Annotated in this window: 13 protein-coding genes and 1 pseudogene; 5 read left to right on the top strand and 9 right to left on the bottom strand. The window is 75.0% G+C overall.

Features of this window, described 5'->3' with window-relative positions:
- The 3 genes and pseudogenes from ACWEQL_RS35580 to ACWEQL_RS35570 all read left to right on the top strand — a co-directional run.
- Window positions 1-498: pseudogene (locus tag ACWEQL_RS35580) on the top strand (hypothetical protein); the annotation flags it as partial.
- 156 nt (window positions 499-654) lie between these two features.
- Window positions 655-1,110, top strand: coding sequence for a sec-independent translocase (locus ACWEQL_RS35575; RefSeq protein WP_452154535.1), 456 nt, complete (start codon window positions 655-657; stop codon window positions 1,108-1,110).
- Window positions 1,111-1,390: 280 nt separating this feature from the next.
- On the top strand, window positions 1,391-2,077 hold the full coding sequence (locus tag ACWEQL_RS35570) for a hypothetical protein (RefSeq protein WP_452154534.1): 687 nt from the start codon (window positions 1,391-1,393) through the stop codon (window positions 2,075-2,077).
- Window positions 2,078-2,202: 125 nt separating this feature from the next.
- On the opposite strand, the gene ACWEQL_RS35565 is transcribed toward ACWEQL_RS35570, so the two are convergent.
- The 4 genes from ACWEQL_RS35565 to ACWEQL_RS35550 form a co-directional block, all read right to left on the bottom strand.
- Window positions 2,203-3,363: an Mrp/NBP35 family ATP-binding protein gene (locus ACWEQL_RS35565; RefSeq protein WP_452154533.1), complete on the bottom strand. Its 1,161-nt coding sequence runs from the start codon at window positions 3,361-3,363 to the stop codon at window positions 2,203-2,205.
- A 56-nt stretch (window positions 3,364-3,419) separates the two neighbouring features.
- The gene (locus ACWEQL_RS35560) at window positions 3,420-4,076 is read right to left on the bottom strand and encodes a DUF1003 domain-containing protein (RefSeq protein WP_452154532.1); all 657 of its coding nucleotides are present in this window, start codon (window positions 4,074-4,076) and stop codon (window positions 3,420-3,422) included.
- Window positions 4,066-5,349: a magnesium transporter MgtE N-terminal domain-containing protein gene (locus ACWEQL_RS35555; RefSeq protein ID WP_452154530.1), complete on the bottom strand. Its 1,284-nt coding sequence runs from the start codon at window positions 5,347-5,349 to the stop codon at window positions 4,066-4,068. The genes ACWEQL_RS35560 and ACWEQL_RS35555 overlap by 11 nt, the downstream gene beginning before the upstream one ends.
- Before the next feature lie 193 nt (window positions 5,350-5,542).
- Entirely contained in the window at window positions 5,543-6,088 is a 546-nt protein-coding gene (locus ACWEQL_RS35550) for a hypothetical protein (RefSeq protein WP_452154529.1), read from the bottom strand.
- A 315-nt stretch (window positions 6,089-6,403) separates the two neighbouring features.
- Between ACWEQL_RS35550 and ACWEQL_RS35545 the strand changes: the two genes are divergently transcribed.
- Window positions 6,404-7,363, top strand: a complete 960-nt coding sequence (locus ACWEQL_RS35545; protein WP_452154528.1) for a DMT family transporter — start codon at window positions 6,404-6,406, stop codon at window positions 7,361-7,363.
- Between the two features lie 18 nt (window positions 7,364-7,381).
- Here the strand turns inward: ACWEQL_RS35545 and corA are convergent, their stop codons facing one another.
- A complete protein-coding gene (corA, locus tag ACWEQL_RS35540) occupies window positions 7,382-8,506 on the bottom strand; it encodes a magnesium/cobalt transporter CorA (protein ID WP_452154527.1) in 1,125 nt (374 codons plus the stop codon).
- 446 nt (window positions 8,507-8,952) lie between these two features.
- On the opposite strand from corA, the gene ACWEQL_RS35535 reads away from it, so the two are divergent.
- Window positions 8,953-9,594, top strand: a complete 642-nt coding sequence (locus tag ACWEQL_RS35535; protein ID WP_452154525.1) for a suppressor of fused domain protein — start codon at window positions 8,953-8,955, stop codon at window positions 9,592-9,594.
- Window positions 9,595-9,757: 163 nt separating this feature from the next.
- Here ACWEQL_RS35535 and ACWEQL_RS35530 read toward each other — a convergent pair whose 3' ends face one another.
- The 4 genes from ACWEQL_RS35530 to ACWEQL_RS35515 all read right to left on the bottom strand — a co-directional run bounded on the left by ACWEQL_RS35530 (window position 9,758) and on the right by ACWEQL_RS35515 (window position 13,114).
- Entirely contained in the window at window positions 9,758-10,618 is an 861-nt protein-coding gene (locus ACWEQL_RS35530) for a PHP domain-containing protein (RefSeq protein WP_452154523.1), read from the bottom strand.
- An 80-nt stretch (window positions 10,619-10,698) separates the two neighbouring features.
- Complete coding sequence (locus ACWEQL_RS35525; RefSeq protein WP_452154521.1) at window positions 10,699-11,337, bottom strand: DUF6758 family protein; 639 nt, start codon at window positions 11,335-11,337, stop codon at window positions 10,699-10,701.
- Window positions 11,338-11,639: 302 nt separating this feature from the next.
- A complete protein-coding gene (locus tag ACWEQL_RS35520) occupies window positions 11,640-11,786 on the bottom strand; it encodes a hypothetical protein (protein ID WP_452154520.1) in 147 nt (48 codons plus the stop codon).
- Between the two features lie 422 nt (window positions 11,787-12,208).
- The gene (locus tag ACWEQL_RS35515) at window positions 12,209-13,114 is read right to left on the bottom strand and encodes an alpha/beta fold hydrolase (RefSeq protein ID WP_452154518.1); all 906 of its coding nucleotides are present in this window, start codon (window positions 13,112-13,114) and stop codon (window positions 12,209-12,211) included.
- Window positions 13,115-13,502 lie beyond the last annotated feature (388 nt).

Raw genomic sequence — 13,502 nt, 5'->3', positions numbered from 1 at the left:
TCTTCCCCCCCCCCCCGCGCGCCCGTTGGGGGCGCCCCCGGCGGGGGGGGGGGGGGGGGCGCCCCCGCCCCGCTGCCGGGGGTCGACCCCCGGGCGTTCGGACGCGGCGGCTCGGTGCTGCGCCCGCTGATGGGCCGTCGCGCCGCCCAGCCCGCCCCGGTCCGCCCGCAGCCCGCCGCGGCGGCCCCGATGGCCCGTCCGGCCCCGGCCCGCGGACGCCGGCTGGTGTTCGCCGCCGCCGGTGCCTTCTCGGTGGCCGCGGTGACGCTCGGCGGGGTCGGCAGCTTCGCCGCGCCCGCCGGTGACGGCCAGCGCGGCACCTCGGTCCGTCCGGCCGGCGGCAGCGGCGGCGGCTACGTGCCGATGAACGCCCAGGTGCCGGTGGACTTCCCGGTCCGCCCGGTCTCGGCGACCCGCTCCGCGGTCACCCCGGCCGAGCGCCCGCCGGCCGACGCGCCGCGCCCCGGCCTGGCCGCCCTGCACCGCGAGGAACGCTGAACCACCACCGGCACCCCGGCCGCGCGCCGCGGCGCAGGTCACACCGGTCACCGCCATCGGCGGGTCTTCACCACGGCTTCATCACGTTGTGGGCCGCGGACCCGCCGGTGGCCATTACGCTGTAGGCACCGTTGTCCGACGAGCTAGGGAGCTTAGGTGTTCAGCGACATAGGCTCACTGGAAGTCCTGACCCTGGTCATCATGGCCATTGTGATCTTCGGTCCGGACAAGCTCCCCAAGCTGATCCAGGACACCATGGGCTTCGTGCGCAAGCTGCGCTCCTTCGCCGACAACGCGAAGGAGGACATCCGCTCGGAGCTGGGCCCGGAGTTCAAGGACTTCGAGTTCGAGGACCTCAACCCCAAGACCTTCGTCAGGAAGCAGCTGATGGGGGGCGAGGGCGAGGACCCGCTCGGCCTCAAGGAGATCAAGGACCTCAAGGACAGCCTGGACATCCGGTCCGTCCTCGACGACCAGCCGGTCACCTCCGCGAACGGCCGCGCCGGTTCGGTCAGCATGGACAAGTCCGGCCTCCCGGCCGCCGCCACCGCCGCCGCCGGAGCGCCCCTGACGACGGGTGAGCGGCCCCCGTTCGACCCCGACGCCACCTGAGGTCACCCGAGGCCATCAGGGCCGCCGCACGGGCCCGCTGAGCCCCCGTCGGCCCCTCCGGCCCCCGCCCGGCCGGCCCCCGTACGACGCGCCACCGCCCCGCCCGGCCGCCCGGCTGAGCGGGGCGGTGGCCTGCGCGCCGCTATTGTGCTGATTGTCCCGCTGTGCCTTCTGTCACTTTCCGGTCCCGAACGGAGCGAACACGGCCGGCGGAGGCGCCGCGGTACGCCACCATGGGAGCTCGCCGCGGCAGGCGAACGTGCGTTGAGGAGGCCCGGGGATGGACGCGACGAGTCAAGCGGTGGGGACGGCGACGGCCGGGGGGCCGGTGACCGGGGCCGTGGTCGGCGGACAGGCCGGCCCGGCGGACCCGCTGGTGCCGTACCTGTCGGCGGACTTCCCCTGGTACGGGCTGGACGAGGGCTGGACCGGCCGCCGCTACCTGATGCAGGCCGGGGCCGGTGGCCCGCGCGCCGGGCAGGGCGGCAGCGTCGACTACGGCACCCTGGGCCACGGCGAGGAGCCCGCCCGGCAGTACGAGCCGCGCGACCTGCGCCGCTTCGCCGTGGTGGTCACGATGGCCCGCCGGGACGTGCGCCGCAGCGCCGACAACACCGGCACGCTGGAGGCCACCTCGGCCTCCTCCGCCGCCTGGCTGGCCGGCTCCGGCCTGCTCGCGGCCACCTGGCCGGGCCAGCTGGACCGCGCGCTGCGCCAGGACTGGCTGGACCAGCAGTCCGCGCTCGCCTGGGACCTCGCCGACGACCTGGACGGCCCCGGCTGGTCCACCCTGAGCCTCCCGGTGAACGGGCTGCCCCAGCCGTTCCGCTACCGCGAGTCCGAGTACGGCTGGGTGCTGGCCGGCGAGGCCCCGGGCGTCCTGCTCGGCGCCTACGGCCGGGGCGTCAGCGCGTACGGCACCGGCTTCGCCGGCGTCCCCGACCTCACGGCCTACACCCGCCCGTAGGGCCGCACACCCGGGTAGGGCCGCACACCCGGGTAGGGCCGCACACCCGGGTAGGGCCGCACGCGCGACGGAGGGGGCCGGATCCCCGGCCCCCTCCGTCGTCCGTCCCGCGCGTGCGGGACGGTTCAGAACTTGTTGCGCGGGGTGAGCCCCAGGGAGAGGCCCGAGAGGCCGCGCTGGCGGCCGCCGAGCTTGCCGGCGACGGCACGCAGGGCGGCACCGGCCGGGGAGTCGGGCGCGGCGAGCACGACCGGGCGGCCGTCGTCGCCGCCCTCGCGCAGGCGGACGTCGATCGGGATCGAGCCGAGCACCGGGACGGTGGCGCCGACGGTGCGGGTGAGGGCGTCGGCGACGGTCTGGCCGCCGCCGGTGCCGAACACGTCGATCATCTCGTCGCAGTGCGGGCAGGGCATGCCGGACATGTTCTCGATCACGCCGACGATCTTCTGGTGGGTCTGCACCGCGATGGTGCCGGCCCGCTCGGCGACCTCGGCGGCGGCCATCTGCGGGGTGGTGACGATCAGGATCTCGGCGTTGGGGACCAGCTGGGCCACCGAGATGGCGATGTCGCCGGTGCCCGGGGGCAGGTCCAGCAGCAGCACGTCCAGGTCGCCCCACCAGACGTCGGCGAGGAACTGCTGGAGCGCGCGGTGGAGCATCGGGCCGCGCCAGACGACCGGGGCGTTGCCGGGGGTGAACATGCCGATCGAGATGACCTTCACGCCGTTCGCCTGCGGCGGCATGATCATGTCCTGCACCTGGGTGGGCCGGCCCTCGACGCCCAGCATGCGCGGCACGCTGTGGCCGTAGATGTCGGCGTCCACGACGGCGACCTTGAGGCCGTCGGCGGCCATCGCGGCGGCCAGGTTGACCGTCACCGAGGACTTGCCGACGCCGCCCTTGCCGGAGGCGACCGCGTAGACGCGGGTGAGCGTGCCGGGCTTGGCGAACGGGATCTCCCGCTCGGGGGCGCCGCCGCGCAGCAGCTGGGAGAGTTCCTTGCGCTGCTCGTCGCTCATCACGTCGAGCTCGACCTCGACACCGCTGACGCCGGGCACCCGCCCGACCGCCTCGCGGACCCGGGTGACGATGGTCTCGCGCATCGGACAGCCGGAGACGGTCAGGTAGACCGCGACCCGTACCGCGCCGCCCTCGGCGATCTCGACGGATTTCACCATGCCGATCTCGGTGATCGGGCGGTTGATCTCCGGGTCGTTGACGGTCGCCAGCGCCTCGCGCACGGAGTCCTCCGTGACGCCGGCGGCGACCTCTGTCTCGTTGGCCATGCCTTGATGGTACGGCGCTGGGCGAACTCGTTAACGTGCCGGTAGCGTGCCGCCGGTCACAGCGCCTCGGAGGTCTCCCGGCGTTCGTCGATCTCCTTGAGCAGCGCCTGCAGCTCGGAGCGGACGAAGTCGCGGGTGGCCACCTCGCCGAGGCCCTGGCGCAGCGCGGCCACCTCGCGGGTGAGGTACTCGGTGTCGGCGATGTTGCGGTCGCTGCGGGCCCGGTCCTGCTCCATGTTGACGCGGTCCCGGTCGTCCTGGCGGTTCTGCGCGAGCAGGATCAGCGGGGCGGCGTACGAGGCCTGGAGGGAGAGCATCAGGGTGAGGAAGATGAACGGGTAGTCGTCGAAGCGGACCGCGTCCGGCAGCAGGGTGTTCCAGCCGACCCAGACCACGACCACCACCGACATCCAGACGATGAACCGGCCGGTGCCCAGGAAGCGGGCGATCCTCTCGGAGAGCTGGCCGAAGGCCTCGGGGTCGTAGGTGGGCAGGGTGATCAGGCCGGGGCGGGCGGTGCGCGGCTGGTCGAGCCGGGCGCGGGCGGAGCCGCCCGAGGAGGTCTCGGTGCGCTGGGCGCGGCCGCCCTCGCGGGCCCGGAGCTCGCGCAGCTGCCGCAGCTGGCGCAGCTCGCCCTGGAGACGCTGGCGCCGGCGGGGGTCGGGGCGGCGGTCCTGCCGGCCGTCGCGGCGTCCCTTGCGGTCAGCGTCCACCGGCCATCTCCCTGTCCTCGTCCAGGCCGTGCAGGGCCTCCTCGCGCCAGTCCTCGGGCAGCAGGTGGTCGAGCACGTCGTCGACGGTGACCGCGCCGAGCAGGTGGTCGGCCTCGTCGACCACGGGAGCGGCGACCATGTTGTAGGCCGCCAGGTAGCTGGTGATCAGGGAGAGCGGGGTGTCCGGCGGCAGCGGGTCGAGGTCGTCGTCCACCAGCGAGCCGACCAGGGTGTACGGGGGCTCGCGCAGCAGCCGCTGGAAGTGCACGGTGCCCAGGTACTTGCCGGTGGGTGTCTCGCTGGGCGGCCGGCAGACGTAGACCTGGGCGGCGAGGGCCGGCTTGTTGTCGGCGATCCGGACCCGGGCCAGTGCCTCGGCGACGCTGGCGTCGGGTTCCAGGACGATCGGCTCGGTGGTCATCAGACCGCCGGCGGTGTTCTCCTCGTACGACAGCAGGCGGCGCACCGGCGCCGCCTCGTCCGGCTCCATCAGCTGGAGCAGCCGCTCGGCCTCGTCGCCGGGCAGTTCGGAGAGCAGGTCGGCGGCGTCGTCGGGGTCCATGGCCTCCAGGACGTCGGCGGCGCGCTCGTCCTTCAGCTTGCCGATGATCTCGACCTGGTCGTCCTCGGGCAGCTCCTCCAGGACGTCCGCGAGGCGTTCGTCGTCCAGGGCGGCGGCGACCTCGGCGCGGCGCTTGGCGGACAGGTGGTGCATGACGTTGGCGAGGTCGGCGGGGCGCAGCTGCTCGAAGGTGGCGAGCAGGTTGGCGGCGCCCTGGTCCTCCTCGCGCAGGGCGAAGCCGGTGACGTCCTTCCAGTCCAGGGTGAGCGTCTCGCCCTTGGCCTTGCGCAGCCGGCCGACCCGGCCGACCTGGACGAAGACCTTGCTGATCTCCCACTCGCGGACCCGGCTCTGCACCATGGCGACGTCCAGCACGGTGACCTCCTCGCCGGTCTTGGCGCGGGTGACGGTGCGGTCCAGCAGTTCGGCGATGACGAGGGTCTCGGAGGGGCGCTGCTCGAAGCGGCGCATGTTGATGACACCGGTGGTGAGCACCTGGCCGGACTCCAGGCTGGTCACCCGGGTCATCGGGAGGAAGATCCGGCGACGGCCGACCACCTCGACCACCAGGCCGAGCACCCGGGGCGGGCGTCCGCCGATCCGCAGGGTCACCACGACGTCGCGGACCCGGCCGACCTGGTCGCCGTTCGGGTCGAAGACGGCGACGCCGGAGAGGTGGGAGATGAAGACCCGGCTGCCTGCCCCTGCCACTGGACCCCCTCGCTCGCGCGCCGCCCGGACGGTGGTGAACCGGAACGGCGCGATCCGGACACCGCGGCCAAGGCTACCCGCGCGGACAGGGGCGGGCCCGCCGAGCCGGGGTGTCCGCGCGGGGCGCGTCAGGCCCGGCGGTCGCGCGGCGGAGCGTGCGTCAGGGCCGGGGCCGTACCGCGGGGAGCGCGCGTCAGCCCCGGGAGCGCTTGAAGAGCAGCTTGGGCAGCCCCGCCGGGATCGGCCGGCGGGTGGTGGCCGGGGTCGGCATCGGGGCGGCGGCGTGCGAGGCGTCGGGCATCGCGCCGGGCTGCTCGGTGAGCGGACCGGCCGGCTCCAGCCGCAGCACCCGGCACTCGCGGGCCCAGCGGTCGGCGATGGTGTCGGTGTCGGGCGCGTTCAGCCGCTTGCCCTTGAGCTCCTCGACCGCGCCGAGCCAGGCCTCGCCGTGCGGCTCCAGCTCGGTCACCCGGGCCGTCCAGCCGGTCAGCCGGCCGCCCTTGTCCTTGCTGCGGACGGTGATCCGCGCGCCCGCGCCGGCCCGCAGCCCGTGCAGCGGCTGCTCGGCGCCGTCGCCGACCACGACCACCGCGCCGTCGTACCACGCGTGCCAGAGCGCCCGGGCGGACTCCTGGCCGTCGGCGCACACCCAGAGCAGTCCGGACTTCTTCGCGGCCTCCTCCAGCAGGGCCCGGTCGAGGAAGTCGTCGGCGGTCGCGGCGGCAGTCGTACGGTCCATGGCGCACAGCGTACGGCCTCGGGCCCGTCCTCGAACCCCCGCCTGCCGGCCGACGCTCCCCCAGCCTGACGGCTGGGAGGTACCCCCAGGGCACGCACTCCCCCAGCCTTCGGCCGGGAGGTGCCCCCACGCCGCGTTGTCGTCGGTCGCCGATGGCTGGGGGAGCCGCCCGGCCCGCCCTCCGGGCGGACACCGGGGGTTCGAGGACGGGCCTTGGGCACCCAAGACCCGTCCCATCTGACGGTCGACAGTCCCGTTCCACCATCACGGGCCTTACCGTAGGAGCGCACATCCCGCCGAACCTCGAGGAGCGTCGTGCCCGCCGCCCGGCCCGAGACCGCAGCCGCCGCCCCCGCGTCCGCCCCCGGAGCCGCGTCCGCCTCCGAAGTGACGGCCGGCGGGACGCGCCCCGGACTCCCCAAGGTCGATCTGGCGCTGCTGGCCGTCTCGATCACCGGGATCTCCCTCTCCGGCCCGCTGATCAGCGCCACCGCCGCGCCCGCCCTGGCCATCGCCTTCTGGCGCAACGTCATGTCGGTCGGCGTCCTCGGCCCGTACGCGCTGCTGCGCCACCGGGCCGAGCTGCGCGGCATCGGCCGGCGGGCGCTGCTGCTGGCGGTGGCGGCCGGCGTGCTGCTGGGCGTGCACTTCGCCCTCTGGATGCCCAGCCTGCGGATGACCTCGGTGGCCTCGGCGACCGCGCTGGTCACCACCACCCCGCTGTGGACGATCCTGCTGATGCGGCTGTACGGCGTCCGGGCGCCGCGGCAGGTCTGGACCGGGATGTGCGTCGCCTTCGCCGGCGTGCTGGTGCTCACCGGTGTGGACCTGGCGCTGTCCCCGCGCGCGCTGCTCGGCGACGCGCTGGCGCTCGGCGCCGGCCTCGCCGCGGCCGGCTACATGCTGCTCGGCGCGGAGGTCCGCAAGTCGGTCAGCACCACCGCGTACACGCTGGTCTGCTACGCCACCACGGCGGTGGTGCTGCTGGCGATCTGCCTGGCCGCCGGGGCCCCGCTGGCGGGCTGGCCGGCCGGGGTGTGGTGGCAGATCGCGCTGCTGATGGTCACCGCCCAGCTGCTGGGGCACTCGCTCAGCAACCGGGTGGTGCGCACCCTCGGGCCCTCCCTCACCTCCACCGCGATCCTGCTGGAGACCCCGGGGGCCGCCCTGATCGCGGCGCTCTGGCTGGGCCAGTGGCCGCCGGTGGCGGCGTACCCGGCGGTGGTGCTGATCCTGCTGGGGCTGGTCCTGGTCGCCCGGGGCGGCCGGCGCTGAGGGCCCGGCCGCGCGGGATCAGAGCCAGCCGTTGCGACGGAAGCCCCGGTACATGCCGACGCAGATCACCGCGATGCTGGCGAGCGCGATCGGATAGCCGTACCGGGAGTGCAGCTCGGGCATGTTGTCGAAGTTCATGCCGTAGACACCGGTGATCATCGTGGAGACCGCGAAGATCGCCGCCCAGGCGGTGATCTTGCGCATGTCCTCGTTCTGGGCCACCGAGACCTGCGCCAGGTTGGCCTGGAGCAGCGAGTTCAGCAGCTCGTCGAAGCCGTGCACCTGCTCGGTGACCCGGGCCAGGTGGTCCGCGACGTCCCGGAAGTACTTCTGGATGTCCGGGTCCACCAGCCGCTGCAGCGGCTCCGACAGCTGCTGCATCGGCCGCAGCAACGGCGCCACCGCCCGCTTGAACTCCAGCACCTCGCGCTTGAGCTGGTACACCCGGCCGACGTCGGTGCCCCGCCCGCCCTTGTTGGAGAAGACGTCGAACTCGATCTCGTCCACGTCGGTCTGCAGCCGGTCGGCGACCAGCAGGTAGTTGTCCACCACCTGGTCGGCGATGGCGTGCAGCACCGCCGAGGGGCCCTTGGCGAGCAGCCCGCTGCCGTCCGCGTCGGCCTCCAGCCGGTGCCGCAGCTCCTGGAGCGAGCTGTGCCCGCCGTGCCGGACGGTGATCACGAAGTCCTTGCCGACGAAGACCATCAGCTCACCGGTCTCGACCACCTCGCTGGTCGGGGTGAGCTGGTCGTGCTCGACGTAGCGGATCGTCTTGAACACCGCGAACAGCACGTCGTCGTAGCGCTCGACCTTGGGCCGCTGGTGCGCGTGGACGGCGTCCTCGACCGCCAGCGGGTGCAGCCCGAAGCGCTGGGCGATGCCCTCGAACTCGGCCTCGGTGGGCTCGTGCAGCCCGATCCAGCTGAACGATCCGGCGCCGTCCGGCAGCTGCTGCGAGGCCCTCACCCGGCGCGCCGCCTCACGCGGGCTGCAGCTCTCCCCGTGGCGCTTGCCGTCCTGGTAGACGGCGCAGTCGACCACCGCCGAGGCGGTCTCGCCCGGGTGGATGGAGTCGTACAGGCGGGCCGCGGAGCGACGGCGGTTGGTGCGGACGGCGGCGCGCAGGGTGTTGATCATCGACATGGCAGGCTCCCTTGGGCAGGAGCCGCCGCACGGCGGCGCGGTGACGGATGGCCGTGGTGCGACGGCATGGAACACCGATGGATGCCGGCGCGCACGGACGTTCCTCGGCCTTGCTGGGGCACGCGAGCGGAACGACCGGACGCCGGGAAGGGTGCTCTCCCGGCCGGGAAGGCCGACGCACACGGGATCACTCGGTGAATGCCGCCGGAAACGGGTGCTGAAGTCGTTTCAGGCCGCTACGCGAGGGGTACGCGAAGGGCGTCCGGGCCGGGTAGAGCTGCCGGTACTGCATGGTCGGCTGGTATCCACCGCAACCACCTCCTTCGCGCCGCTGCCCCGGGGGTAGAGACATCCCCGGTGGCCAGTCGCTCACACTAACACTTGCGTGCGGTTCTCCGCCGGGGGGTCCACCGCCCGGGCAGGGCGGGCGGGTTACGCTCACCGGCATGGCGCACGACTTCCCCCTCTTCGGCGACCCGTCCGACGGCCCCTCCGCGGCCCTGAGCCGGGAGGCGGTGCTGGCCGCCGTCGAGGCCCGGCTGCTCACCACCTTCGGCGAGCCCAGCGGGCGCGCCGCGGTCACCTTCCTCGGCGCGGACCGCGTCGAGGTGCTGCGCTTCGGCCCGGACGCGGACGGCCTGGTGCGCTACGCCACCCTCGGCATGTCCGGCGCGCCGATGGCCGACCCGACCTCGCCGGTGGCCGACCAGGTCCGCGGTCCGCGCGTCGAACTGGTCCTGACGGTCCGTGGGGGCCAGGACAGCGTGCTGCGCACCCTCGCCACCTTCGCCGCGACGCCGCAGGTGGAGGGCTTGGTGGTGGCCCCCGGCGGCTCGCTGGACCTCGGGGCCCCGCTCTGGGAGGGGGCGCCCTTCACCTCGGTGCTGGCGGCCGAGCCGGGCGGGCTGGTCGCGGACCTGGAGCTGGACGAGCCGGCCGACCCGGTGCGGTTCCTGCCGCTGCTGCCGATGACGCCCAACGAGGCCGGCTGGAAGCGGGTGCACGGCGCGGCGGCACTGCAGGAGCGCTGGCTGGAGCGCGGCACCGACCTGCGCGACCCCCGGCGGCGCGGGGTGCCGCTGGACTGAGCGCGGACGCTCACCGGGCCGGCCCGGCCCGGTGCGTCACGGCCCGGCCCGGTGCGTCACGGCGCGGTCCGGTGCGTCACGGCGTCGGGGCGTCAGGGGCTCGAACGGCGCGGCCCGCCGGCGCCCTTCGCCCCGGGCGCCGGAGCGGGCGCCCCGGCCGCGCTCAGCCGCCGATCGGCTTCGCGCCCCGGGCCTGGGCCACCAGGGCCTCGTACACCTCGGGGTCGGTGGTGTGCTCGCCGAGCCGGACGGTCTTGCGGGTGCCGTGGTAGTCGCTGGAGCCGGTCACCAGCAGGCCCAGCTCACCGGCGAGCCCGCGCAGCCGTACCCGGGTGTCCTCGTCGTGGTCCATGTGGTCGACCTCCAGCGCGGCCAGTCCGGCCTCGGCGAGGTCGGCGATCACCTGGTCGGAGACGGTCCGTCCGCGCTTGACCGCGCCCGGGTGCGCGAACACCGGCACCCCGCCGGCCGCCCGGACCAGCCGGACCGCCTCGACGGGATCGGTCTCGTGCTTGCGGACGTCCGCCCGCCCGCCGTTGGCCAGCCAGTCGGCGGTGAAGGCGTCCGAGACGGTGGCCACCACGCCGGCCTCGACCAGGGCGCTCGCGATGTGCGGACGGCCCACCGAACCCGCCCCGGCGATCCGCTGGACCTGCTCCCAGCTGATGTCCGCGCCCAGCTCGCGGCAGCGCTCGACGATCTTGCGCCCGCGCCGGAACCGGTCGCCCCGCACCTCGTCCCGCTCCCGTGCGAACGCCGGCTCCTCCGGGTCGAACAGGTAGGCCAGCATGTGCAGGCTGACGTCCCCCACCACGCAGGAGAGTTCGGCGCCCGGAACCAGCGTCAGCCTGCTCCCGGAGGGCAGCGCGTGCACCGCCTCGGCGGCCTCGGTGTGGCCGGCCACCGTGTCGTGGTCGGTGAGCGCCACCACGTCCAATCCCGCCTCCACCGCCGCCGCGACCAGCGCGGCCGGGCTGTCGGTGCCGTCGGAGGCGTTGCTGTGGGCGTGCAGGTCGATGCGCACGGGGGCGGCCTCCCGGGATGGGCGTCAGCTGGACGCGGCCCAGGATAGTGCCGGGGCGCCGGGCGGGTCAGCCCGACGGGTCAGCCCAGCAACCGGGGGGAGAGCGCCCCGCACGGCAGCAGGTCCAGCTCGGCGCCGGCCTCGCGCAGATCGGTGAGCACCAGCTCGTCGTACATCACCAGCGCCGACTGCTCCGGCCAGGCCACCGCCCACAGCCACAGCCCGCGCGCCTCGCCGACGAAGACCGCGCGGTCCGCCGGGGCGTCCGGGACGTGGAACATCGGGGTGGGCCGGCCGGCCGCCATCAGCTTGGCGTCGGCGGGCTTGTACAGCGCCACCGACTCGCCCGGATCCGGGCCGGACAGGCCCGCGTACCGGGCGCCGAGGCCGACCCCCAGCTCCTCCGCGACCAGCACCAGCTCGCCGAACCCGCCGAGCGGCGCGGGCCCCGCGCAGGCCACGGCGGTGGCGCGGGCGCCGGAGACGTCGTCACCGACGTGCGCGATCCCGGTGTAGAGCCAGCCGACCGGTAGCGGCCACGGCAGCCAGACGGGGACCTGCGAACGGGCCACCGCGACGCCCAGCGCCTCGATGCTGGGGGGCAGCACGGGCTGCATCGGGTGCACGGCTCCGTGCCGGTCACACTGCCAGGTGTCTGAGAACAGACCGGGGGCGCGGACCCGACCGGCGCACCTCGGGCAGCTTGGCTCGCCCCTCATAGCCGACAACGCTCCTCCCTCCGGACCGCCGCGTCAAGGACGATCACCCGTACGGAGGTCCGGTGCGGGCGGGCGCGGTGCGGGCGACCCCCGGTAGGGGATGTCCAGCGACGGGCGGTGGCAAACGTCGGCCGGTACGGGCAGCGGCGCAACACCGCCGTTGCGGAGCGGACACACTGACGCCCCGTCACCGGTGAAGCTGATGACGGGGCGTCAGTCGGGTATCGGAACGTCGGGGTCGCACGCTCCCCCGGCTTCGTCCGCGGCGGGCGAGGGCTCCCGGTCGGGAACGCCGCGCGGGGTCAGACGGTCGGGCACGGACGGATGAGCAGACGCTCGCCGGTGCGGGCGGCGTCCTGGACGAGCTCGCGGACGGTGTCGGCGTCGGCGATCAGGCGGTCGGTGGCGGAGCCGGAGGCGTCGTCCAGTCGGAGGATCTCGAAACGCATGGGCCTCTCCTTTCCCGGCCCCGTCGGGCGGGGCGGTCGCGGTCGGTGCGGTGCGGCGTGCGCGAGTGGTGCGATGCGGGTCAGTGCCGTCCTTCGGGCGGGCGGCGTTCCGCGGGTGGCCGGTGCCGCCGCGGGGAGCGGGGCGGCCGACGGTCGTACGGCGGACGGTCGTGCGATCTGCTGCGGCAAGCGGATTCCCCCCTGCCGGCCAGGACTGCCGGGGCCTCGGGGGCCACTCTGGAGCGGTGTCGCTTCCGGGCCGTTGCCCGGCGGTGAAGTCCTGGTTTCGGCGTTGGATGCCGACGATGATTCCCGGACAGAATCAAATATTACCGCAACTAACGAATTTTGTCCCGTGCTTTGCCCGGTGGCCCGGCGCCGCCGGGCCACCCGCGTCCCCCTCGGGCAGACGCCCGCGCGGCCTACACGGACCGCGCCCAGAACGCCGTCAGGGCGGCCGCGGTGTCGGCGGGCCGCTCGGCGTTGGGGGAGTGGCCGGCGCCGGGGACGACCACCCGGTGGGCGCCCAGCCGCTCGGCCATCACCGACTGCTCGGGGACCGGCCAGGCGTAGTCCCGTTCGCCGGAGACGACCAGTGCCGGCAGCGTCCCGGGGCGGGTCAGCTCGGCCAGCTCGTCGACCCGGTCGGGGGCGGCGACCAGGTGCGCGCCCGTGGTGGCCAGCGCCAGCGGGACGTTCGCCAGCCAGCGGCGGTGCAGGAACGCCGCGACCTCGGCGGCCGGCCGCCGCGCGCGGTCGCCGCCGCCCTCCTCCATCTGCTGCATCACCTGCCAGATCGACTCCAGGTCCATCGAGGCCAGGGCGTCGATCAGCAGCTTGGTGCGGGCCGCCTCGCCCGGCTCGATCGCGCCCGGCCCGGTGGCCATCAGGGTCAGTGAACGCCACGGCAGCGGGCCCCGGGTGCCCAGGACGGCCTCCCGGACCACCTGGCCGCCCAGCGAGTGCCCGAGCAGGTGCAGCGGGGTGCCGGCCTCGCCCGCCGGGGTCTCCCGCAGCAGTGCCTCCGTCAGCGCCCGGACGTCCGCGCCCAGCTCCGCCACGTCGTACGCGGCCGGCTCGGCGTCGGGGCCGCCGGTCTCGTACTGGCCGCGCTGGTCGACGGCGGTCACCCGGTAGCCGGCCGCGGCGAGCGGCTCCAGCAGGGCGATGAAGTCCTCCTTGCTGCCCGTGAACCCGGGCACCAGCAGCGCCGAGCCGCGCGCCGCCCCGGCGGGCTCCGCCCGCAGCGCGGCGAACTCCCCGCGCCCGGTGGCCACCCGCAGGGCGCGCGCACAGGCGGGAAGCGTCAGGAACGGCGGCGTACTCATGGGCGGACTCCTCCGGGAACGGGCGGCGCACATCCGGGGTGACCCGCCGGTAACCCGAGCCTACGGCGTGCCCGGCGCCCGACGCCCCACGCCCGTCGTACGGACCGCTGCGGGGCCGTCGGGGCCGTCAGGGCCGCGCGGGAGGCCGGACCCGCCGACCCCCCGCGCACGGGAACGCCGAGGGGGCGGTGGGTCCGGGTGGACCCACCGCCCCCTCGGGGTGCTCAGCTCGCCGGGGTGGCCTCGCCGCCGGAGGCGGCGGAGGGACGGCGGGTGCGGGTGCGCCGGCGCGGCTGCGACTCGTCTTCGGCGGCCGCTGACCCTCCGGCGGATCCGGGACCGGTGCCGGTGTCGGTGGCGGTGGCGGTGGCGGTGCCATTAATGCCGG

Source organism: Kitasatospora sp. NPDC004240 (assembly GCF_053603215.1).
Note: the sequence above shows the minus strand (reverse complement) of the source record. Positions and strands in the feature narration are given on the sequence as shown.

Excerpts from the sequence above, each read along its gene's own strand:
- ACWEQL_RS35570 (WP_452154534.1), top strand. The coding sequence starts at position 1,391 with ATGGACGCGACGAGTCAAGCGGTGGGGACGGCGACGGCCGGGGGGCCG.
- ACWEQL_RS35520 (WP_452154520.1), bottom strand. The coding sequence starts at position 11,786 with ATGCGTTTCGAGATCCTCCGACTGGACGACGCCTCCGGCTCCGCCACC.
- corA (WP_452154527.1), bottom strand. The coding sequence starts at position 8,506 with ATGTCGATGATCAACACCCTGCGCGCCGCCGTCCGCACCAACCGCCGT.
- ACWEQL_RS35565 (WP_452154533.1), bottom strand. The coding sequence starts at position 3,363 with ATGGCCAACGAGACAGAGGTCGCCGCCGGCGTCACGGAGGACTCCGTG.
- ACWEQL_RS35525 (WP_452154521.1), bottom strand. The coding sequence starts at position 11,337 with ATGAGGGGCGAGCCAAGCTGCCCGAGGTGCGCCGGTCGGGTCCGCGCC.
- ACWEQL_RS35535 (WP_452154525.1), top strand. The coding sequence starts at position 8,953 with ATGGCGCACGACTTCCCCCTCTTCGGCGACCCGTCCGACGGCCCCTCC.
- ACWEQL_RS35515 (WP_452154518.1), bottom strand. The coding sequence starts at position 13,114 with ATGAGTACGCCGCCGTTCCTGACGCTTCCCGCCTGTGCGCGCGCCCTG.
- ACWEQL_RS35550 (WP_452154529.1), bottom strand. The coding sequence starts at position 6,088 with ATGGACCGTACGACTGCCGCCGCGACCGCCGACGACTTCCTCGACCGG.